Annotated in this window: 15 protein-coding genes and 1 pseudogene; 8 read left to right on the plus strand and 8 right to left on the minus strand. The window is 73.5% G+C overall.

Annotation, left to right across the window (positions count from 1 at the left end; translation table 11 throughout):
* Window positions 1-170: 170 nt before the first annotated feature.
* Together ACZ4W9_RS03105 and ACZ4W9_RS03110 are read left to right on the plus strand one after the other, a co-directional pair.
* On the plus strand, window positions 171-2,600 hold the full coding sequence (locus tag ACZ4W9_RS03105; RefSeq protein ID WP_467932783.1) for a Tex family protein: 2,430 nt from the start codon (window positions 171-173) through the stop codon (window positions 2,598-2,600).
* 86 nt (window positions 2,601-2,686) lie between these two features.
* Window positions 2,687-3,262 carry a DinB family protein gene (locus ACZ4W9_RS03110; RefSeq protein WP_467932785.1) on the plus strand — a complete coding sequence of 192 codons (576 nt, stop codon included), beginning with the start codon at window positions 2,687-2,689 and terminating at the stop codon, window positions 3,260-3,262.
* On the opposite strand, the gene ACZ4W9_RS03115 is transcribed toward ACZ4W9_RS03110, so the two are convergent.
* Window positions 3,259-4,899 carry an ABC-F family ATP-binding cassette domain-containing protein gene (locus ACZ4W9_RS03115; protein ID WP_467932786.1) on the minus strand — a complete coding sequence of 547 codons (1,641 nt, stop codon included), beginning with the start codon at window positions 4,897-4,899 and terminating at the stop codon, window positions 3,259-3,261. The two genes, ACZ4W9_RS03110 and ACZ4W9_RS03115, sit on opposite strands and share 4 nt — an antisense overlap.
* Before the next feature lie 72 nt (window positions 4,900-4,971).
* Here ACZ4W9_RS03115 and ACZ4W9_RS03120 point away from each other — a divergent pair, with 72 nt between their 5' ends.
* Window positions 4,972-5,886 (plus strand): FAD-dependent oxidoreductase, encoded by a 915-nt coding sequence (locus ACZ4W9_RS03120; protein WP_467933108.1) that lies wholly within the window; start codon window positions 4,972-4,974, stop codon window positions 5,884-5,886.
* Between the two features lie 381 nt (window positions 5,887-6,267).
* On the opposite strand, the gene ACZ4W9_RS03125 is transcribed toward ACZ4W9_RS03120, so the two are convergent.
* Window positions 6,268-8,214: a Xaa-Pro dipeptidyl-peptidase gene (locus ACZ4W9_RS03125; RefSeq protein ID WP_467932787.1), complete on the minus strand. Its 1,947-nt coding sequence runs from the start codon at window positions 8,212-8,214 to the stop codon at window positions 6,268-6,270.
* A gap of 177 nt (window positions 8,215-8,391) precedes the next feature.
* Between ACZ4W9_RS03125 and ACZ4W9_RS03130 the strand changes: the two genes are divergently transcribed.
* Window positions 8,392-9,879 carry a M1 family metallopeptidase gene (locus ACZ4W9_RS03130; protein ID WP_467932789.1) on the plus strand — a complete coding sequence of 496 codons (1,488 nt, stop codon included), beginning with the start codon at window positions 8,392-8,394 and terminating at the stop codon, window positions 9,877-9,879.
* Between the two features lie 217 nt (window positions 9,880-10,096).
* Here the strand turns inward: ACZ4W9_RS03130 and ACZ4W9_RS03135 are convergent, their stop codons facing one another.
* Window positions 10,097-11,563: an amino acid permease gene (locus tag ACZ4W9_RS03135; protein WP_467932790.1), complete on the minus strand. Its 1,467-nt coding sequence runs from the start codon at window positions 11,561-11,563 to the stop codon at window positions 10,097-10,099.
* A gap of 223 nt (window positions 11,564-11,786) precedes the next feature.
* Here ACZ4W9_RS03135 and ACZ4W9_RS03140 point away from each other — a divergent pair.
* Window positions 11,787-12,482: pseudogene (locus tag ACZ4W9_RS03140) on the plus strand (MerR family transcriptional regulator); the annotation flags it as partial.
* A gap of 241 nt (window positions 12,483-12,723) precedes the next feature.
* On the opposite strand, the gene ACZ4W9_RS03145 reads toward ACZ4W9_RS03140, so the two are convergent.
* The 3 genes from ACZ4W9_RS03145 to ACZ4W9_RS03155 are packed head-to-tail and all read right to left on the minus strand — an operon-like array spanning window position 12,724 to window position 17,377.
* Window positions 12,724-14,901 (minus strand): 3-hydroxyacyl-CoA dehydrogenase NAD-binding domain-containing protein, encoded by a 2,178-nt coding sequence (locus tag ACZ4W9_RS03145; protein ID WP_467932791.1) that lies wholly within the window; start codon window positions 14,899-14,901, stop codon window positions 12,724-12,726.
* 41 nt (window positions 14,902-14,942) lie between these two features.
* On the minus strand, window positions 14,943-16,157 hold the full coding sequence (locus tag ACZ4W9_RS03150; protein ID WP_467932793.1) for an acetyl-CoA C-acetyltransferase: 1,215 nt from the start codon (window positions 16,155-16,157) through the stop codon (window positions 14,943-14,945).
* Window positions 16,158-16,201: 44 nt separating this feature from the next.
* Complete coding sequence (locus tag ACZ4W9_RS03155; protein WP_467932794.1) at window positions 16,202-17,377, minus strand: CaiB/BaiF CoA transferase family protein; 1,176 nt, start codon at window positions 17,375-17,377, stop codon at window positions 16,202-16,204.
* Window positions 17,378-17,724: 347 nt separating this feature from the next.
* Here ACZ4W9_RS03155 and ACZ4W9_RS03160 point away from each other — a divergent pair, with 347 nt between their 5' ends.
* The gene (locus tag ACZ4W9_RS03160) at window positions 17,725-18,903 is read left to right on the plus strand and encodes a saccharopine dehydrogenase family protein (protein WP_467932795.1); all 1,179 of its coding nucleotides are present in this window, start codon (window positions 17,725-17,727) and stop codon (window positions 18,901-18,903) included.
* A gap of 88 nt (window positions 18,904-18,991) precedes the next feature.
* Window positions 18,992-19,180, plus strand: coding sequence for a hypothetical protein (locus ACZ4W9_RS03165; RefSeq protein ID WP_467932796.1), 189 nt, complete (start codon window positions 18,992-18,994; stop codon window positions 19,178-19,180).
* Here ACZ4W9_RS03165 and ACZ4W9_RS03170 read toward each other — a convergent pair.
* Window positions 19,144-19,887 carry an endonuclease V gene (locus ACZ4W9_RS03170; RefSeq protein ID WP_467932798.1) on the minus strand — a complete coding sequence of 248 codons (744 nt, stop codon included), beginning with the start codon at window positions 19,885-19,887 and terminating at the stop codon, window positions 19,144-19,146. The genes ACZ4W9_RS03165 and ACZ4W9_RS03170 overlap by 37 nt on opposite strands.
* 59 nt (window positions 19,888-19,946) lie before the next feature.
* On the opposite strand from ACZ4W9_RS03170, the gene ACZ4W9_RS03175 reads away from it, so the two are divergent.
* Window positions 19,947-20,243 carry a YciI family protein gene (locus ACZ4W9_RS03175; protein WP_467932799.1) on the plus strand — a complete coding sequence of 99 codons (297 nt, stop codon included), beginning with the start codon at window positions 19,947-19,949 and terminating at the stop codon, window positions 20,241-20,243.
* 9 nt (window positions 20,244-20,252) lie between these two features.
* Here the strand turns inward: ACZ4W9_RS03175 and ACZ4W9_RS03180 are convergent, their stop codons facing one another.
* Window positions 20,253-20,591, minus strand: coding sequence for a plasmid stabilization protein (locus tag ACZ4W9_RS03180; RefSeq protein WP_467932800.1), 339 nt, complete (start codon window positions 20,589-20,591; stop codon window positions 20,253-20,255).
* Window positions 20,592-20,811: the final 220 nt, after the last annotated feature.

Genomic DNA, 20,811 nt, shown 5'->3' on the forward strand with positions numbered 1-20,811 from the left:
TTTTCTGGGCTTTCTTCTGGTTTGTTGGTGGATCTTCGTCCACAGAGCGAGAAAGCCCCCCCCCCCCCCCCCCCCCCCCCCCCCGCCGCCGGGCGCCGCCCTGATCCCCGGTTGTCGGTGTCACCTGCCACAATTGCCGCGCAACCCCAGTGGAGAAGGCGGTACGGGACGTGACCACACCCGGGTCCCTCGGAGCAGGGTCCATCGAAAGCAGGATCGCCGAGGAGCTCGGCGTACGGGAGCGGCAGGTCAAGGCCGCGGTGGAGCTGCTGGACAGCGGCTCGACAGTGCCCTTCATCGCGCGCTACCGCAAGGAAGCGACCGAGATGCTCGACGACGCGCAGCTGCGCACCATCGAGGAGCGGCTGCGCTATCTGCGGGAGCTGGAGGACCGGCGGACCGCGATCCTGGAGTCGGTGCGGGAGCAGGGCAAGCTCACGGAGGAGCTCGAGGCGCGGATCCGCGGCGCCGAGACCAAGGCGCGGCTGGAGGACGTCTACCTCCCGTACAAGCCCAAGCGGCGCACCAAGGCGCAGATCGCGCGTGAGGCGGGCCTGGAGCCGCTGGCGGACGGGCTGCTGGGCGATCCGACGGTGGAACCGCCGGCCGCGGCCGCCGCGTTCGTGGACGCCGGCAAGGGCGTGGCCGACGCGCAGGCCGCGCTGGACGGCGCCCGGGCGATCCTCACCGAGCGGTTCGCCGAGGACGCCGACCTGATCGGCGAGTTGCGGGAGCGCATGTGGGTGCGCGGGCGGCTCGCCGCGAAGGTGCGTGAGGGCAAGGAGGAGGCGGGCGCCAAGTTCGCCGACTACTTCGACTTCGCCGAGCCGTTCACCGAGCTGCCCTCGCACCGGATCCTGGCGCTGCTGCGCGGGGAGAAGGAGGAGGTCCTGGACCTCGTCCTGGAGCCGGAGGAGGCGACCGAGGGCCCGTCGTCGTACGAGGGCCTCATCGCCTCGCGGTTCGGGATCGCCGACCGGGGCCGCCCGGGCGACAAGTGGCTGACGGACACGGTCCGCTGGGCCTGGCGCACCCGGGTGCTGGTCCACCTCGGCATCGACCTGCGCCTCAGGCTGCGCACGGCCGCCGAGGACGAGGCGGTGAACGTGTTCGCGGCGAACCTGCGGGACCTGCTGCTGGCCGCCCCGGCGGGCACCCGCGCCACGCTCGGCCTCGACCCCGGTTTCCGTACGGGTGTGAAGGTGGCCGTGGTGGATGCCACCGGCAAGGTCGTCGCCACGGACGTGATCCACCCGCATGTGCCGGCCAACAAGTGGGACCAGGCGATCGCCACGCTGGCGCGGCTGGCGAAGGAGCACGCGGTCGAGCTGATCGCGATCGGCAACGGCACGGCGTCCCGCGAGACCGACAGGCTCGCCGGCGAACTCGTCGCGAACCACCCCGAGCTGAAGCTCACCAAGGTGATGGTGTCCGAGGCGGGTGCGTCGGTGTACTCGGCGTCCGAATACGCCTCGCGGGAACTGCCGGACCTGGACGTGTCGCTGCGGGGCGCGGTGTCCATCGCGCGGCGCCTGCAGGACCCGCTGGCCGAGCTGGTGAAGATCGACCCGAAGTCCATCGGTGTCGGGCAGTACCAGCACGACCTGTCCGAGGTGAAGCTGTCCCGCTCGCTGGACGCGGTCGTCGAGGACTGTGTGAACGGCGTCGGCGTGGACGTCAACACCGCGTCGGTGCCGCTGCTCTCGCGCGTGTCGGGCATCTCCGCGGGGCTCGCCGAGAACATCGTGGCCCACCGGGACGTCAACGGCCCCTTCACCTCCCGCGCGGAGCTGAAGAAGGTGGCGCGGCTCGGCCCGAAGGCGTACGAGCAGTGCGCGGGCTTCCTGCGCATCCGGGGCGGCGCGGACCCGCTGGACGCCTCCAGCGTGCACCCGGAGGCCTACCCGGTGGTGCGCCGCATGGTGAAGACCACGGGTCAGGAGGTGGCGTCCCTCGTCGGCAACACGGGCGTGCTGCGCTCGCTCAGGCCGGCCGACTTCGTGGACGACACCTTCGGTCTGCCGACCGTCACCGACATCCTCAAGGAACTGGAGAAGCCGGGCCGCGACCCGCGTCCCGCGTTCCGTACGGCCACCTTCAAGGAGGGCGTGGAGAAGATCTCCGACCTGTCCGCCGGGATGGTCCTGGAGGGCGTGGTGACGAACGTGGCCGCGTTCGGCGCGTTCGTGGACGTCGGTGTCCACCAGGACGGTCTGGTGCACGTGTCGGCGATGTCCAAGACGTTCGTGAAGGACCCGCGCGATGTGGTCAAGCCCGGTGACATCGTCAAGGTGAAGGTCCTGGACGTGGACATCCCGCGCAAGCGGATCGCCCTGACCCTGCGGCTGGACGACGAGGCGGCCCCGCAGGGGCAGGGCGGCGGCCGGCCGCAGCGCGGCGGTGCCCGCCCGCCCCAGCAGCGGCAGGGCGGCCAACAAGGCGAGGGCCGGGGCCAGGGCCAGCGGCAGGGCGGCGGTCAGGGCCAGCGGCAGGGCCGGGGCGGCGGCGACCGCGGCGGGCGCCAGGCCGCGGCGCCCGCCAACGGCGCGATGGCGGACGCCCTGCGCCGCGCGGGGCTGCTGGACCCGAAGAAGCGCTGACGGCACGGCATCCGGGGCCGGGCGGCTCTCCCGTCCGGCCCCGGAAAAACCGTGGACAAGGATCATCCGGTCGTCAGACTCGTCGCATGACGCGATCAGATCCCAAAGCCGACCTTCAGGTGTATCTCCAGGACGCACGGGACGTGCTGCTCTGGAAGCTCGACGGTCTCGCGGAGTACGACATCCGGCGCCCGCTGACGCCCACCGGCACCAGTCTGCTGGGCCTGGTCAAGCATCTGGCGGGTGCCGAGGCCCTGTACTTCGGCGCGGCCTTCGGCCGGCCCTTCACCGGTACGCCCCTGTGGATCACGGGTGGCGCCGAGCCGGACTCGGACCTGTGGGCGCGGGCCGACGAGACCCGGGAGGAGATCACCGAGCGGTACCGGCGGGCCTGCGCGCACGCGGACGAGACCATCGCGGCGCTCCCCCTGGACGCGGTCGGCCGGGTGCCGGGCGCGCCCGGGGAGATCACCCTGCACCGGACGCTGACCCACATGGTCGCCGAGACCCAGCGGCACGCCGGTCACGCGGACATCGTGCGCGAGCTGATCGACGGGGCCGTGGGCCAGCGGCCGGACGGTCGCAACGTCGCGCCCCACGACCCGGACCACCACGGCCGGGTCCAGCGGGCGGCGGAGCAGGCGGCCGGGGACGGGGATTAGCGCTCCGTCACCTTGCCGTCCGCCACCTCCAGGCGCCGGGTCACCCGGACCGCGTCCAGCATGCGCCGGTCGTGGGTGACCAGCAGCAGGGTGCCCTCGTAGGCGTCGAGAGCCGACTCCAGCTGCTCGATGGCCGGCAGGTCCAGGTGGTTCGTCGGCTCGTCCAGGACCAGGAGGTTCACGCCCCGGCCCTGGAGCAGGGCGAGGGCGGCGCGGGTGCGTTCGCCCGGGGAGAGGGTCTCGGCGGGCCGCAGGACGTGCTCGGACTTCAGGCCGAACTTGGCCAGCAGGGTGCGGACCTCCACCGGCTCGGTGTCGGGCACGGCCGCGCGGAAGGCGTCGAGCAGGTCCTCGGGGCCGTGGAACAGCCGCCGGGCCTGGTCGACCTCGCCGACCAGTACACCGGAGCCGAGGGCCGCGTGCCCGGCGTCGAGCGGGATCCGGCCCAGCAGGGCGCCGAGCAGGGTGGACTTGCCGGCGCCGTTGGCGCCCGTCACCGCGATCCGGTCCGCCCAGTCGACCTGGAGCGACACCGGCCCGAAGGTGAAGCCGCCGCGCCGCACCTCGGCGTCCCGCAGCGTCGCCACGACCGCGCCCGACCGCTGGGCGGACGCGATCTCCATGCGCAGCTCCCACTCCTTGCGGGGTTCCTCGACCACCTCCAGGCGCTCGATCATGCGCTGGGTCTGCCGGGCCTTGGCGGCCTGCTTCTCGCTGGCCTCGCTGCGGAACTTGCGGCCGATCTTGTCGTTGTCGCTCCCCGCCTTCCGGCGGGCGTTCTTCACGCCCTTGTCCATCCAGGACCGCTGCGTCTGGGCGCGCTCCTGGAGGGCGCCCCTCTTGTCGGCGTACTCCTCGAACTCCTCGCGGGCGTGCCGGCGGGCCACCTCGCGCTCCTCCAGGTAGGCCGCGTAACCGCCGCCGTAGAGGTTGATCTGCCGCTGGGCGAGGTCGAGTTCGAGGACCTTGGTGACCGTGCGGCTGAGGAACTCGCGGTCGTGGCTGACGACGACGGTGCCCGCGCGCAGGCCGGTGACGAACCGTTCCAGGCGCTCCAGGCCGTCCAGGTCCAGGTCGTTGGTGGGCTCGTCCAGCAGGAAGACGTCGTAGCGGGACAGCAGCAGGGAGGCGAGGCCGGCGCGGGCCGCCTGGCCGCCGGACAGGGCGGTCATCGGCTGGTCCGGGTCCACCGCCAGGCCGAGGGAGCCGGTGACCTCCTCGGCGCGTTCCTCCAGGTCGGCGCCGCCGAGTCCGAGCCAGCGCTCCAGGGCGGTGGCGTAGGCGTCGTCGGCGCCGGGGGCGCCGTCGACCAGGGCCTGGGTGGCCTCGTCCATGGTGCGCTGGGCGGCGGCGACGCCGGTGCGGCGGGCCAGGAACTCCCGGACGGTCTCGCCGGGCCGGCGCTCCGGCTCCTGCGGCAGGTGGCCGACGGTCGCGGCCGGCGGGGACAGCCTCAGTTCGCCCTGCCCGGGCGGGGCGAGTCCGGCGAGGATCCGCAGCAGGGTCGACTTGCCCGCGCCGTTGGCGCCGACCAGCCCGATCACATCGCCGGGCGCGACGACCAGGTCGAGCCCGGAGAACAGGGGCCGGTCGCCGTGCCCGGCGGCGAGGTTCTTGGCAACGAGGGTGGCAGTCATCAGGAGGCCGATCCTAACGGCGGCGCGGGCGGGGCCTATCGTCCTGGCGTGGACACCGAGGCGAGTGACGAAGTGATCGTGGTCGGGGGCGGCGTCGTCGGGCTGACGACGGCCGTGCTGCTGGCCGAGTCGGGGCGGCGGGTACGGGTGTGGGTGCGGGAGCCGGCCGAGCGGACCGCCTCGATGGTCGCCGGCGGCCTGTGGTGGCCGTACCGCATCCGACCGGAGCGGCTGGCCGGGGCCTGGGCCCTGGAGTCCCTGCGCGTCCACCGGGAGCTGGCGGCGCGGCCGGAGGAGACCGGGGTGCGCCTGGTCGACGGCGTCCATCACGGGGCCCGGCTCGCGGAGCTGGGCGCCTGGGCGGGCCGGGTGCCGGGGCTGCGGACGGTGGCCGGGGGGCTGGCGGCGCGGCTGCCGGTGGTCGACATGCCGGTGCATCTGGAGTGGCTGCGGCGGCGGCTGGAGGAGGCCGGCGGCACGGTGGAGGTCCGTACGGTGACCGACCTGGCGGCCGTGCCCGCCGCCGTGGTGGTCAACTGCACGGGTCTCGGGGCCCGCGACCTGGTCCCCGACCCGGCGGTGCGGCCCGTGCGGGGGCAGCTGGTCGTGGTGGAGAACCCGGGCGTCACCGAGTGGTTCACCGCCGTCGACGACTCCACGGCCGCGTCCACGTACGTCATCCCGCAGCCGGACCGGCTGCTGCTGGGCGGCACGGCGGAGGAGGACGACTGGAACCTGGAGCCGGACCCCGGGACCGCCGTGGCGATCGTCGCCCGCTGCGCGGCAGTCCGGCCCGAGGTCGCCGGTGCCCGCGTACTCGCCCACCGGGTGGGCCTGCGCCCGGCCCGGAAGGCGGTACGCCTGGAGCGCCGGCCCCTGCCGGACGGGCGCGTCCTGGTCCACAACTACGGCCACGGCGGCGCCGGCGTCACGGTGGCCTGGGGCTGTGCCCGGGAGGCTGCCGAGCTGGCGTTCCCGGCCGGCTGAGCGCCTTCGTCCAAAGGGCCGGGCCGGTCCCTCCGGGGTCCTGGGCGCCGTGACGCGGAGGGGCGGGTCTGCCTCCGCGACCTCCGGAGTGCCGTGACGCGGAGGGGCCGGCGTTTCCGACGGCCTGAGCGTCGTCGGCCAAGGGGGCCGGCGCTTCCCGGTGGGCTCAGCGGGCCGTCACGGCGAAGGGGCGGCGTTTCGGCCGGGCCGGGCGGCGGCTCCCCGGGCGCGGGCGGGGAACCGCGCGCCCGGCCCACGACGGCCCGCGGCCCAGTCCCCGACGGCCCGCGGCCGGGCACGGCGGCCGGCCACCCGCGTCCGGACCGGCCGGGCGGCGGCTCCCCCGGGTCGCGGGGAACCGCCCTCGGGCCGGCCGGGCCCTCAGCCGACCGGTACGTGCAGGCCGGCCCGCGGCGGCGCCACCCCCTCCAGCACCGTCGGCTCCGGCACCCCCGCGCCGCCGGACGCGGCCCGGGCGAACGCCGCCGCCCCGCCCACCAGCGGCACCTTCGCCGTCGTACGGGACAGGTCCACGGTGAGCGTCGGCCGGGTGGACGGCGGTTCGAGGAGGTCCTTGTCCGTGCCCGCGAGGATCAGCGCCAGCCGGTGCCCCGCGGGCACGACGTGGTCGGTGGTCCCGAGCCGGAGGGTCATCGTGTAGGCCTTGCCCGGGGTGAGCGGGACGCCCTTCGTCGCCGAGGCGTGGTGCCCGAGGTCGGCCCAGCCGCGGCTGACCACGGTGTAGCCGACCGCCGCCGTCTTCGCCCGGGTCTCCTTGAAGCAGGCGCTGTCCCCGGCCGTGCTCGCGCCCCAGCAGGTGCGCTCGGCGAGGGTGGTGATGCCCTCGGCCGGGTCGGCGTAGTCGCGGATGGTGTCCGGGCCGATGTCGACGAGGACGGCGGACAGATGGGCGGAGCGGGTGGTCGGGGTCGCGGTGACCGTCACCCCGGCGGACCCGGCCAGCCTGAGGGCGCGGGAGAGGGGCGCGGTGAGGAAGCCCGCCTTCTCGGGCGTGGCCGTGGTGATGTGGGCGGCCCAGTCGGTCTCGCTCAGCCGGGGGTCGTCCGTGAAGGCGGCGGTGCCGTGGGCCCGGCCGAGGCCGAGCGTGCCGACGCCGGCCTGGCGGCCCGGGGCCGGGCGCAGCACGGTGGCGCGGGTGCCGGCCGGGGGCCAGACGGGGGTGGTGACCCACTGGTCGGGGTGGCGTTCGACGTCGGCCGCCGGCTCGCGGTCGATGCCGTTGTCGTAGCCGAGGAGTTCGTGGTCGAACCAGCGGTGCAGGGTGTCGACCCAGGCGCCGCGCCGGAAGTCGAAGGGGTCGACGTGCCCGGTCTGGGACAGCCAGATCTTGCGCCGGACACCGCCTCGGGCGAGGGCGTCCCACCACGGGCCGACGTGCTGGGTGCGGACGTTGAGGTCCTGTGCGCCGTGCACCAGGAAGACGCTGGCCCGCACCTTCGCCGCGTCCTCGACGTAGTCCCGCTCGGTCCACAGGGGGGTTCGGTCGCCGTTGCGCGGGCTGCCCTCGGCCAGCCTGCGCTGGACGGCCGCGCAGTGGGCGTGCGCGGCGTCGCTCTCGACGCGGTCGGCGAGCCGGTCGGGGCCGCCGTCGTAGAGGGGGGCGCCCTGGGCGAAGTAGTAGTCGTACCAGGAGGAGATCGCGCTGATCGGGACGATGGTCTTCAGGCCCTTGACGCCGGTGGCGGCGACGCCGTTGGCGATGGTGCCGTCCCAGCTCTTGCCGATCATCCCGGTGCGGCCGTCGGTCCAGCCGGCCCGCACCGGAGTGCCGCCGGTACGGCTCGTGTAGGCCCGGGCGCGGCCGTTCAGCCAGTCGATCACGGCCTTCGCGGACCGGATGTCGGAGGGGCCGCCGATGTCCACGCAGCCGTCGGAGCGGTTGGTGCCGGCGAGGTCGACGCCGACGAAGGCATAGCCGCGCGGTACGAAGAAGTTGTCGTAGAACAGCGGCATCTGGACGACGTGGCCCCGCGCGTCGTACGTCTTGAGCTGGCTCTCGTTGCCGCGCCCGCAGCAGGAGTAGTACGGGCTGGCGTCCATGATGACCGGCACCTTGCGGCCCCGCCGGGCGGGTTCGGCGGGCCGGACGATGTCGGCGGCGACGCGGTCGCCCTTGCCGTCGGCGTCCTCGTCGAGCCCCGTGTCCACCCATACGGACTCGCGGATCGCCTGGTCGTAGGAGTAGACGGGGGTGCTCTCCCGGGGCGCGGGGCGGGCGCCGGCCGGAGTGGGGAGGAGGGCCGTCAGGGCGACGGCGACGGCGGTGACGAGCGTTCTGCGGATCGCGGAGCGCGTGCGTGTCGGCATGCGCGGACGGTACTCCGGTCAACTCCCGCGCAGAAGAGGACTCTCCGGGCCGCGTGACGGCTGAATGGCGATCATGTGACAGCAGGTGCCATGGACAGGGCAGTGATCACCGGCAATGAATAGGCTGCGGACAGAGCCTTTCCGAACGGACCCGTGTCCTGACGACTTGGAGCTGACGTGCACCGCAGAATCATCGCGCCGGGCGCATTGGCGGCGGCCTCCGTACTGCTGGCGATCCCGGCATCGGCCGCGAGCTACACCACCGGCGCGCCGGGCATCGGCGACCCCTACTACCCGTACTACGGCAATGGCGGCTACGACGTCTCCCACTACGACCTGAGGCTGCAGTACCAGCCGAAGACGGACGAGTTGCAGGGCACGGCGACGATCCTGGCGAAAACCACCCAGGACCTGTCCCGCTTCGACCTGGACTTCCTGCTGGACGTCAGCGAGGTGCGGGTCAACGGCGCCAAGGCCGCCTTCACCACCTCCGGCGAGCACGAGCTGGTCGTCACCCCGAAGACCCCGCTGCCCAAGGGCACGGCGGTCACGGTCGTGGTCCGCTACAGCGGAGTGCCGTCGTCGAAGAGCGCCTACGGCTTCACCTCCTGGCACCGCACCCCCGACGGCGGGGTGGCCGCCAACGAGCCCGAGGCCGCCTGGTGGTGGTTCCCGAGCAACGACCACCCGACCGACAAGGCCACCTACGACGTGTCGGTGTCCGTCCCGGACGGCACCCAGGCCATCTCCAACGGGACGCTCCAGTCGACCGGTTCGAAGCTGGGCTGGACCCGTTACAACTGGCGGCAGAACAAGCCGCAGGCCACCTACCTGGCCACGCTGGCGCTCGGCAGGTTCGACATCACCACCGGCACCTCCGACGGCGGGGTGCCCGTCCTCAACGCCTACAGCAAGGACCTCGGCGACAACGAGGGCGCCGCGCGGGCCAGCGTGGAGCGCACCGGGGAGATCGTGGACTGGCTGAGCGGCTACTTCGGGCCGTATCCGTTCTCCTCGGCCGGCGGGTACGTGCCGAACACCACCACCGGATACGCGCTGGAGACGCAGAGCCGCGTCTACTACAGCCCGCGGCAGTTCGCGAACGGCGCCAACACCTCCGTGGTCGTGCACGAGCTGGCCCACCAGTGGTACGGCGACTACGTGTCGGTCAAGGGCTGGAAGGACATCTGGGTCAACGAGGGCTTCGCCCGCTACGCCCAGTGGCTGTGGTCTGAGCACGAGGGCGAGGGCACCGCGCAGCAGCTGGCCGACTACGTGTACGCCTCGCACCCGGCCGACGACGCGTTCTGGACGATCGCGCCCGGCGACCCGGGTCCGGACAACCAGTTCGCCGGCGCCGTCTACGACCGGGGTGCCCTCGCGATCCAGGCGCTGCGCAACGAGATCGGCGACGACGCGTTCTTCGCCGTCCTGAAGGGCTGGCCGAAGGAGCACGCCTACGGCAACGCGTCGGTGGCCGACTTCCAGCGCTACGCCGAGCGGGTGTCCGGCAAGCCGCTGGCCGCGCTGTTCGACACCTGGCTGTTCCAGCCGTCGAAGCCGGTCGCGCCCTCGGCCCGCGCCCTGCTGAAGACGGGTACGGCGGTGGCGCAGCCGAAGTCGTGGAAGAAGATCGAGGCGACGAACGAGGTGCACGCGCACTGACCCGGCCGGCCACGGGCACCGGGGGCCGGGCTCCCGGGGCCCCGGTGCCTCGGGGGCCCGGTACGGCCGCCCGCCGCAGCGCTTCCTCCCGGCCCATCGCGTCCGCGCGGTCGGGCCGGGACGGCACAGGCGTAGGCCGCCCGCGAGGGCGCCGTACCGGGCGCGGCGCCCGGCATGACGCCACCGCGGGGGATGCCGCCGACGGGGGCGGCGGGCTTTACCCGGGCAGTTCGGACGAGGCCTTGGCGGCGTCCTTGGCCGCCTGACGGCGGATGCCGAACCAGCCGGCGACCAGCATGACGGCGATCACGGGGATCAGCATCAGGGTCTTGCGGCCGACCTCCTCGTCGTTCCACATCATGCCGAGGCAGACCAGCAGGAACACCACCGTGACGATCTCGGTGACCGGGCTGAACTTCAGCTGGAAGTGCGGCCGGGTGACCAGGCCGGCGCGGGCGCGGCGGACGAAGACCAGGTGGCAGATCATGATGATCACCCAGGTGCTGATGATGGCGAGCGAGGCGACGTTCAGCACGATCTCGAAGGCCTTGCTCGGCACCAGGTAGTTCAGGCCGACGCCGAGCACGCAGACGGCGCAGGTCAGCAGGATGCCGCCGTAGGGCACCTGGCTGCGGCTCATCACGCGGGTGAACTTGGGCGCCGAGCCGGCCATGGCCATCGAGCGCAGGATGCGGCCCGTGGAGTACAGGCCGGAGTTCAGCGAGGACATGGCGGCGGTCAGCACGACCAGGTTCATCACGTCGCCGGCCGCCGGAACGCCGATCTTGGACAGCACGGTCACGAACGGGCTCTGGTCGGCGGAGTACACCGAACCCGGCAGCAGCAGGGCGAGCAGCACGACCGAGCCGACGTAGAACAGGCCCACCCGCCACATGATCGAGTTCACCGCGCGCGGGACGACCTTCTCCGGCTCGGCGGTCTCGCCGGCGGCCACGCCGACCAGCTCCAGGGCGGCGTAGGCGAAGATCACGCCCTGCATGACCAGGACCACGGGCATCAGTCCGTGCGGGAAGACGCCGCCGTGGTCGGTGATGACGCTCAGGCCCGGCTTGCTGCCCCCGACGTCGTGCTGGGTGGCCAGCAGGAAGATGCCGATCAGCATGAAGCCCACGAGGGTGGCGACCTTGATGATCGCGAACCAGAACTCCATCTCGCCGAAGACCTTCACCGAGATCAGGTTCACGGTGAGGACGACGGCGAGGGCGATCAGCGCCAGCACCCACTGGGGGATGGAGGTGAACATGCTCCAGTAGTGCGTGTACAGCGCGATCGCGGTGATGTCGGCGATGCCGGTGGTCGACCAGTTCAGGAAGTACATCCAGCCGGCGACATAGGCGCCCTTCTCGCCGAGGAACTCGCGCGCGTACGACACGAAGGACCCGGAGGACGGGCGGTAGAGGACCAGCTCGCCCAGGGCCCGCACCACGAAGAAGGCGAAGACACCGCAGACCAGATAGGCCAGGGCGAGCGCCGGGCCGGCGTTGTGCAGGCGTCCGCCGGCGCCCAGGAAGAGGCCGGTGCCGATGGCACCGCCGATGGCGATCATGTTGACGTGACGGGCCTTGAGGTCCTTGCTGTAACCGGCGTCGCCCGCGTCCGCGGGCGTCTGGGCCACCTGGGGGTGGGTGGTGGCCTGTGCCGGTTCCACGGCTTCCTTGCTCACGGGTGGTTTCACTTCCTGGTACGCCCGGACCTGTGAGGGACCGGGGTTCGTGCAGGTCTTGGCCCGCACCACCCCTTGTGTCGCGGCACAGACCAAGGCAGCAGCTTCCCAGACGGACCGGCCGGTAAGCGGTGGTCCACGTCACAGAGCGGTACTTCTCACACGACCGCCACGGGTTCCCGGCGGGTTTCACACCATTGGTGAGACAGCGATACTGCTGCACATGACGACCGACACCGGGGAGCCGACCCTGACGATCGACGAGCTGGCCGCGCGGGCGGGCGTCACGGTCCGCACGGTCCGCTTCTACGGCACCAGGGGGCTGCTGCCGCCGCCGGTGATCGGTCCGCGCCGGGTGGGTCACTACGGCCGCGACCATCTGGCCCGGCTGGAGCTGATCGAAGAAATGCAGCGGCAGGGCATGACCCTGGCCGCGATCGAGCGGCATCTGCGGCAGCTGCCGGCCGGCCTCGGCCCGCACGATCTGGCGATCCACCGGGCGGTGGTCGCCTCCTGGGCGCCGGACACCGTGGAGACCGTCTCCCGCGCGGAGCTGGAGCGGCGGGCGGGCCGGCGGCTGGCGGCGGAGGACCTGGACCGGCTCGCCGCGATGAGCGTGGTCACGCGGGACGGGGAGTCCTTCCGCGTGGACTGCGGTCTGCTGCGGCTCGCGGTGCGGCTGCTGGACATGCCGCTGGCGCAGGAGACGATCCTGGCCGCGCGGACCGTCCTGACCGGCCACGCGCGGGCGGCGGCGCACGAGCTGTCGGACCTGCTGCGCGAGGCCGTGGCGGAACGGGACACGCGGGACGTGAGGTCCCTGTCGGCCCATATGCACCCGCTCGTCGTGCAGGCGCTGCTCACCACCTTCCAGCGCTCGCTGCGCGAGGAACTGCGGCAGTGGCTGGACGCGGCGGAGCACCCGCCCGGGGCGGACGGCACGGCGGCCATGGGGGTGGCCGCTCCGGGCGCGGAGGAACAGGACCGGACGGACCGCACGGCCGCCCCGCACCCCGACCGGTCCGGGCCGGCGGACGCCACGGCCGCCCTTCGCGCCGAGCAGCCGGACCGGACGGACGCCACGGCCGTCCCGCGTGCGGAGGAGTAGGGCGGGGACGGCCGCGCGTGGCGCCGGATGCGGCGGGGCCGGGTGAGGGGGCTCAGCGGGCGTCGGTGAAGGTCTCCCCCTTCTCCGCCTTCGCCACGAGCAGCGCGGGCGGGGTGAACCGCTCGCCGTAGCGCTCGGCCAGCTCGCGGGCGCGGGCCGTGAAGCCGGGCAGGCCCCCTTCGTAGCCGTTGATGTACTGGAGCACACCGCCGGTCCAGCCGGGGAAGCCGATGCCGAGGACGGAGCCGATGTTGGCGTCGGCGACCGAGGTCAGGACGCCCTCCTCCAGCAGGCGCACGGTGTCCAGCGCCTCGGCGAAGAGCATGCGCTCCTGCATGTCCCGGAACGGGATCTCGTAGCCGGGCTGGGTGAAGTGCTCGCGCAGCCCCGGCCAGAGCCCGGCCCGCCTGCCGTCCTCGGTGTAGTCGTAGAAGCCCGCGCCGCCGCTGCGGCCGGTGCGGCCGAACTCGTCCACCATGCGGTCGACGACCGCCTCGGCGGGGTGCGCGGTCCAGGTGCCGCCGGCCTCCTCCACGGCCCGCTTCGTCTCGCCGCGGATCTTGCGGGGCAGGGTGAGGGTCAGCTCGTCCATGAGGGAGAGCACCTTGGCCGGGTAGCCGGCCTGGGCTGCGGCCTGCTCCACGGAGGCGGGCTCGACGCCCTCGCCGACCATGGCGACGCCCTCGTTGATGAAGTGGCCGATCACCCGGGAGGTGAAGAACCCGCGCGAGTCGTTGACGACGATCGGGGTCTTGTTGATCTGCCGGACCAGGTCGAAGGCGCGCGCGAGCGCCTCCTCGCCGGTCCGCTCGCCCTTGATGATCTCGACGAGCGGCATCTTGTCGACCGGCGAGAAGAAGTGCAGCCCGATGAAGTCGGCCCGGCGCTCGACGCCCTCGGCGAGCGTGGTGATCGGCAGGGTCGAGGTGTTGGAGCACAGCAGCGCGTCGGGGGCGACGACCGACTCGATCTCCTGGAACACCTTGTGCTTGAGGGAGGTGTCCTCGAACACGGCCTCGATGACCGCGTCACAGCCGGCGAGGTCGGCCGTCTCGGCGGTGGGGGTGATCCGGGCGAGCAGCGCGTCGGCCTTCTCCTGGCTGGTACGGCCCTTGGCCACGGCCTTGGCGCACAGCTTCTCCGAGTACGCCTTGCCCTTGGCGGCGGCCTCGGGCGAGACGTCCTTGAGGACGACGTCGATGCCCGCGCGGGCACAGGCGTAGGCGATGCCGGCGCCCATCATGCCGGCGCCGAGGACGGCCACCCTGCGCACCGCGCGGGGCTCGGTGCCCCGGGGCCGGTTCGCGCCGGAGTTGACCGCCTGGAGGTCGAAGAAGAACGCCTGGATCATGTTCTTCGAGGTCTGCCCGGCGGCCAGTTCCACGAAGTAGCGGGCCTCGATGACCTGGGCGGTCTCGAAGTCGACCTGGGCGCCCTCGACGGCCGCGGCGAGGATGTTGCGCGGGGCCGGGTAGGGGGCGCCGTGGGTCTGCTTGCGCAGCCCGGCCGGGAAGGCCGGCAGGTTGGCGGCGAACTTCGGGTGGGCCGGGGTGCCGCCGGGGATGCGGTAGCCCGGTGTGTCCCAGGGCTGGCGGGACTCGGGGTGCGCGTCGATGAAGGCGCGGGCCTTGGCGATCAGTTCCCCGGGGGTCTCGGCCACCTCGTGGACGAGGCCGTTGTCCCGGGCGCGCCGGGCGTTGTACCGGGTGCCCTGGAGGAGGACCTTCAGCAGGGCGTCGGCGATGCCCAGCAGCCGTACGGTGCGCACCACTCCGCCGCCGCCGGGGAGGAGGCCGAGGGTGACCTCGGGGCAGCCGATCTTCGTGCCGGGGGTGTCGAGGGCGACCCGGTGGTGGCAGGCGAGGGCCAGTTCGAAGCCGCCGCCGAGGGCCGCGCCGTTGATCGCCGCGACGACCGGCTTGCCGAGGGTCTCGATGCGGCGCAGGTTGCGCTTGACGGCGAGGCCGCCGTCGAACAGCTCCCGCGCGGTCTCGGGGGTGACCCGGATGAGGTCGCGCAGGTCGCCGCCGGCGAAGAAGGTCTTCTTCGCCGAGGTGAGGATGACGCCCCGGATCGAGTCCCGCTCGGCCTCCAGCCGGTCGGTGATCACGGCGAGGGAGTCGCGGAACGCCTGGTTCATGGTGTTCGCGGACTGGTTCGGGTCGTCCAGGACGAGGGTGACGACACCGGTGTCGTCCTGCTCCCAGCGGATGGTCGTGCTCTCGGTCATGACAGTCGTCTCCGTTGAAGTAGCGTGGTTCCGCGGGGAGTTCAGATGCGCTCGATGACGGTGGCGATGCCCATGCCGCCGCCGACGCACAGCGTGGCGAGGCCGTAGCGCTTGTCCTGGCGCTCCAGTTCGTCGACGAGGGTGCCGAGGATCATGGCGCCGGTGGCGCCGAGCGGGTGGCCGAAGGCGATGGCGCCGCCGTTGACGTTGATCTTGTCCAGGCTCAGGCCCATGTCCTTGGCGTAGCGGAGCACGACCGCGGCGAACGCCTCGTTGATCTCGACCAGGTCGATGTCGTCGATGGTGAGGCCGGCCTTGGCCAGGGCCTTGCGGCTGGCGGGGGCGGGGCCGGTGAGCATGATGGTCGGCTCGGAACCGGAGACGGCGGCGGAGACGATCCGCGCGCGGGGGGTGAGGCCGTGGCGTTCGCCGGCCTCCCGGGAGCCGATCGCGACGAGCGCGGCGCCGTCGACGATGCCGGAGGAGTTGCCCGCGTGGTGGACGTGGTCGATGCTCTCCACCCAGTGGTACTTCTGCAGCGCGACCGCGTCGAAGCCGCCGAGGTCGCCGATGTCCGCGAAGGACGGCTTGAGCTTCGCGAGGGAGTCGGCGGTGGTGCCGGGGCGCGGGTGCTCGTCGTGGTCGAGGACGACCAGGCCGTTGCGGTCCCTGACGGGGACGACGGAGCGCTCGAAGCGGTTCTCCTTCCAGGCGCTGGCGGCGCGTTCCTGGGACAGCGCCGCGTACTCGTCCACGTCGCGGCGGGAGAAGCCCTCGATGGTGGCGATGAGGTCGGCGCTGATGCCCTGCGGCACGAAGTTGACGGCGAGGCTGGTCATCGGGTCGTTGAACCAGGCGCCGCCGTCCGAGGCCATCGGGACGCGGGACATGGACTCGACCCCGCCGGCCAGGACCAGGTCCTCCCAGCCGGCCCGGACCTTGGCGGCGGCGAGGTTGACGGCTTCCAGGCCGGAGGCACAGAAGCGGTTCTCCTGGACGCCCGCGACGGTGTCCGGCAGCCCCGCGGCGAGGGCGGCGATCCGGGCGATGTCGGAGCCCTGGTCGCCGATGGGGCTGACCACGCCGAGCACGATGTCGTCGATGCCGGCCGGGTCCAGGTCCGGGAAGCGGGCGCGGATCTCGTGGATGAGGCCGACGACGAGGTCGATCGGCTTCGTGCCGTGCAGGGCGCCGTTCGCCTTGCCGCGCCCGCGCGGGGTGCGGATCGCGTCGTACACGTACGCTTCGGTGCTCACTGGTGTGCCTTTCGGGAGGGTGGGCCGAGCGGGGCGGGCGGCGGTCAGCCGCGGTCGGTGGCCGCGCCGCCGGTGCGGGGGCCGTCGGTCGGGCGGGCCGGCAGGCGCCAGTCCCGGGTGACCGCCGCGGTGTCCGCGCCGGGCCGGGCGGGGCCGGTGCGGACGGCGGTGGGGGTCGCGGAGAAGCGGGGGGCGGGGGCGGGCTGGGTGATGCCGTCGTGGTCGGTGAAGGTGCCGCGGGCGGCGAGGTGCGGGTGGTGCGGGGCCTCGCGCAGGCCGAGCACGGGCGCGACGCAGGCGTCGGAGTCCGCGAAGACGGCCGTCCACTCGGCCCGGGTGCGCGACTTGAAGGCGGCGGCGATCCGTTCGCGCAGCCCGCCCCAGCGGGTGGGGTCGGTGCGGGCGGAGTCCAGGCCCGTGAGGCCGAGCAGGCGCAGGAACTCCGCGTAGAACTTCTCCTCCAGGGCACCGACGGCCATGTACGCGCCGTCTGCGGTCTCGTACGTGCCGTAGTAGGGACAGCCGCCGTCCAGGAGGTTGGCGGCGCGCCGGTCCTGCCAGCCGCCGGCGGCGAGCATGGCGTGGATCATCGTGGACAGGTGGGCCGTGCCGTCGACGATGGCCGCGTCGACCACCTGGCCGGTGCCGGTCGCGCGCGCGTGGTGCAGGGCGGCGAGGACGCCGACGACCAGGTAGAGGGAGCCGCCCGCGTAGTCCCCGAGGAGGTTGGCGGGCACGGCCGGGGGCTCGTCCGGGCGGCCGATCATGCCGAGGGTGCCGGTGAGCGCGATGTAGGCGACGTCGTGGCCGGCGCGCCGGGCGAGGGGGCCGTCCTGGCCCCAGCCGGTCATCCGGCCGTACACCAGGCGGGGGTTGCGGGCGTGGCAGTCCCCGGGGCCGACGCCGAGCCGTTCGGCGACGCCCGGGCGGTAGCCCTCCACGAGGATGTCGGCCCGTTCGGCGAGGTCCAGGACGCGCGCAGGGCCGTCCGGCGCCTTGAGGTCGACCACGACCGAGCGTTTGTTGCGGTTGGTGAGGTCGCGGGCCGGGTCGAGGCCGAGGCCCGCGCCGCCCGGGCGGTCCACCCGGACCACGTCGGCGCCGAGGTCGGCCAGCAGCATGGCGGCGAACGGGCCCGGTCCGATGCCGGCCAGTTCCACCACGCGCACGCCGGAGAGCGGGCCGGTGCCCGGCGCCGGCGCCGTCTGTGCCGTTGTCATGCGTCCAGCCCCCGATCGTGTGTGACACCACTGCTGTAACACCGGTGATGCTAAGAACGTGTTCCATGGAGCACAAGACCTCAACGAGCAAGCGCTTAGCCAAGTGCCCCGCGCGTCGGCCACCACCCGGACGAGTGAACGCGGCTCGTGTCGGCCCGCCGGAAGCCCGGCGCCGCCGGCCCCGCCGGGGCACGTGCGCCGGCTCCCGCGGGCGCGGGGCCTTCCTGGCTGCGGCCACCGCTGCCTCCGGACTGGTCTTCGGACTGCGCACTCTCACGCTAGCCTCGGCCACCGACAGCGGCGCGGGCTGCGCCGGGGTGTGCGGACCAGGGGAGACAAGGGGAGACATGAGCAGCAGCAGCGACACCGGCCGTCCCTATGACCTCGTGCTCTTCGGAGCCACGGGCTTCGTCGGCACGCTCACCGCCCGCTACCTCGCCGAGCACGCGCCGCGGGGCCTGCGCTGGGCGGTCGCCGGCCGCGACGAAGGACGGCTGGAGCGGCTGCGCGCGAGCCTGCCCGGCGGCGACGGCATCGGCGTCCTGCGGGCCGACGTGCGCGAACCGGCCGGTCTGCGCACGCTCGCCGGTCAGGCGCGCGTGGTCGCCACGACCGTCGGGCCGTACGTGCTGTACGGCGGGGAACTCGTCGCCGCCTGCGCCGACAGCGGCACCGACTACCTGGACCTGACCGGCGAGCCGGAGTTCGTGGACCTGATGTACGTCCGGCACGACGCCCGCGCGCGGGAGACGGGCGCACGCCTCGTGCACGCCTGCGGCTTCGACTCGGTGCCGCACGATCTCGGCGTGTACTTCACGGTCCGGCAGCTGCCCGAGGGCGTGCCACTGACCGTGGACGGCTACGTGACCGCGGACGCCGCCTTCTCCGGCGGCACCCTCGCCTCGGCCCTGAACCAGCTGTCCCGCGTCCGGCGGATGCGGGCCGCCGCCCGGGAACGGGCCCGGCACGAACCGCGGCTGCCGGGCCGCCGGGTGACGGCGCCGGCCGGCGCGCCGAGGTTCGCCCCCGAGGCCGGCGCGTGGGCGCTGCCGCTGCCCACCCTCGACCCGCAGGTCGTACGCCGTTCGGCGCGGGCGCTGGAGCGGTACGGCCCCGACTTCCGCTACCGCCACTATGCCGCCGTACGCCGGCTGCCGGTCGCCCTCGGCGGGGCCGCCGCCGTCGGCGCGGTGGCGGTCGCGGCCCAGGTGCCGCCCGTCCGGCGCCGGCTGTCGGACCTGCTCCGCCCGGGTGACGGACCGAGTCCGCGGCGGCGGGCGGAGAGCTGGTTCCGGGTGCGGTTCGTCGGCGAGGGCGGCGGACGGCGCGTGTACACCGAGGTCGCGGGCGGCGACCCCGGCTACGACGAGACGGCGAAGATGTTCGCCGAGGCCGCCCTGTGCCTGGCCCTCGACGACCTGCCGCCGACGGCCGGTCAGGTCACCACGGCCGAGGCGATGGGCGACGCCCTGACCGGGCGGCTGCGCGCGGCCGGGATCACCTTTCGGGTGGCGGCGCGGCGCTGACCGGAACGCATCGGTCCCGGCGGGTCCGCGTCCGCCCGGCTGCGACGATGGAGCCCCTGCCCGAGCGGCCCGAGGAGGCGGAACGGACGTGAGGTTCGTGCTCGAAGTGACCGTGGACGACCAGGCGGACGCCCAGGAGCGGGTGCGCGAACTGGAGCGCATCCTGCGCTACTGGGGCGGCAGCCTGCGGCACCACACCCTGGAGCCCGGTGACGGTTCGGCCGTGTACGACGCGGCGTATCAGGAGGTCGGCGCCTGGCGTGTCGAGGCGTCCTGACCGCTGCCGCCGGTCAGGTCCCGGGCCGCCTCGCGCAGGGCCCGCCGGCACAGGGCGTCGGCCCGGCGGGTGGTCTCCGGGAGCCGGAACCGGGGGGTCAGCGCGAGGGTGTGCGCGAGGGCGCCGGCCAGGCTCACCCGGTGGCCGACGGAGACGAAGACCGGCTTGACGCCGTCCCGGGTGCGCAGGGCGCGCCCCACCTCCTCGGTCCCGGCGAGCAGCGGGGCCGTACCGCCCCGCTCGGGGCCGGGTTCGTCGTAGGTGAAGGTGAACGGGTTCTTGGCGACGCCCATGACCGGCAGGCCGGTGAGCACCCCGAGGTGGCTGGCGAGGCCGAAGCGGCGCGGGTGGGCCAGGCCGTAGCCGTCGCACACGACCAGGCCGGGCGGGCCGGGCAGCCGGTCCAGGGCGGCCAGCACCGTCGGAATCTCCCGGAAGGCGAGGAGCCCGGGCACGTACGGAAAGGAGACCCGGCCGACGGCCGTCGCCTCCGCGACGACGTCCAGGGTGGCGGCGTCCAGCACCACGGCCGCCGCCGCGACCAGGTCCAGGGCGTCGTCGTAGGCGACGTCGACCCCGGTGACGCGGCCCGTACCGGGCGGCGGTCCGGGCTCGTCGAGTACCACGCGGCCGCGCAGTTCGTCCTGGACGGCGCGGGCCGCCTCCTTCGTCGCGGGCCAGCCCGCGGGGATGCCGACGATCGTCACGCGGGCGACTCTACGCGTTCGCCGGTCACCGGCGGCGGGGCGGGGGTAGCCTCGCGATCATGTTCGTGCTCGAGCTGAACCACACCGCGCCCCTCGATGCCGTGGACGCCCTCCTGCCCGACCACGTGGCCTGGCTGGAGCGGCAGTACGAGAAGGGCTTGTTCCTGGCCTCCGGGCGCAAGAACCCCCGCGACGGCGGGGTGATCCTGGCCGTCGCGGGGAACCGCGCCGAGATCGAGGAGACCGTCGCCACCGACCCGTTCGTGGTCGCCGGCGTCTGCTCCTACCGCGTCATCGAGTTCCTCGCCACGAAGACGGCCCCCGAGCTGGAGCGCCACCGGCAGACCCCGGGCTGAGCCGGCGGGTCATCCCTTCTTGGTGTCCAGCGCGCGCTGCAACTGCTCCTTGTTCATGTGCGAACGGCCTTCGATGCCGCGCTGCCTGGCCTCGTTGTACAACTGGTCGCGGGTCGGGCCGTGCGAGCCGACCCGGTTCCCGGACCGCTGACCGCCCCGCTTGCCGGACGACATGTCCTGGGTCGAGCTGCGGCTGGCGGTCTTGGACTCGCCGGAGCGGGCGCGTTCCTTGTTCACCGTCCGCGCGGCGATCTCCTCGGCGCGCCCGGTGCTCTCACCGCGGTCCTGCGCGCTCTTCTTGATGTGCTCGTACTGACGCTCGCGCTTGGGGCTGGAACCGGCTGGCATGATCGCTCCTTTCCTTCACGGCGGAAGACGGGTACCCGCCTTCCGCGCGCTCACGTCACCGGACCGGCCGCCGGTTCACCTCTGCGGGGGCGAAGCTGCCCGCTCCACCGCGCCCGGCCAAAGGGCCGGGCGCACGCCGGTTCGGGAGAGGCGGGCCGAGGTGGTCGTGCGCCCGCGTGCATGAACGCGGTGACCGAGGTCACTCGGTCTGGGTGTGCAC

This window comes from Streptomyces sp. NPDC029296, assembly GCF_055569255.1.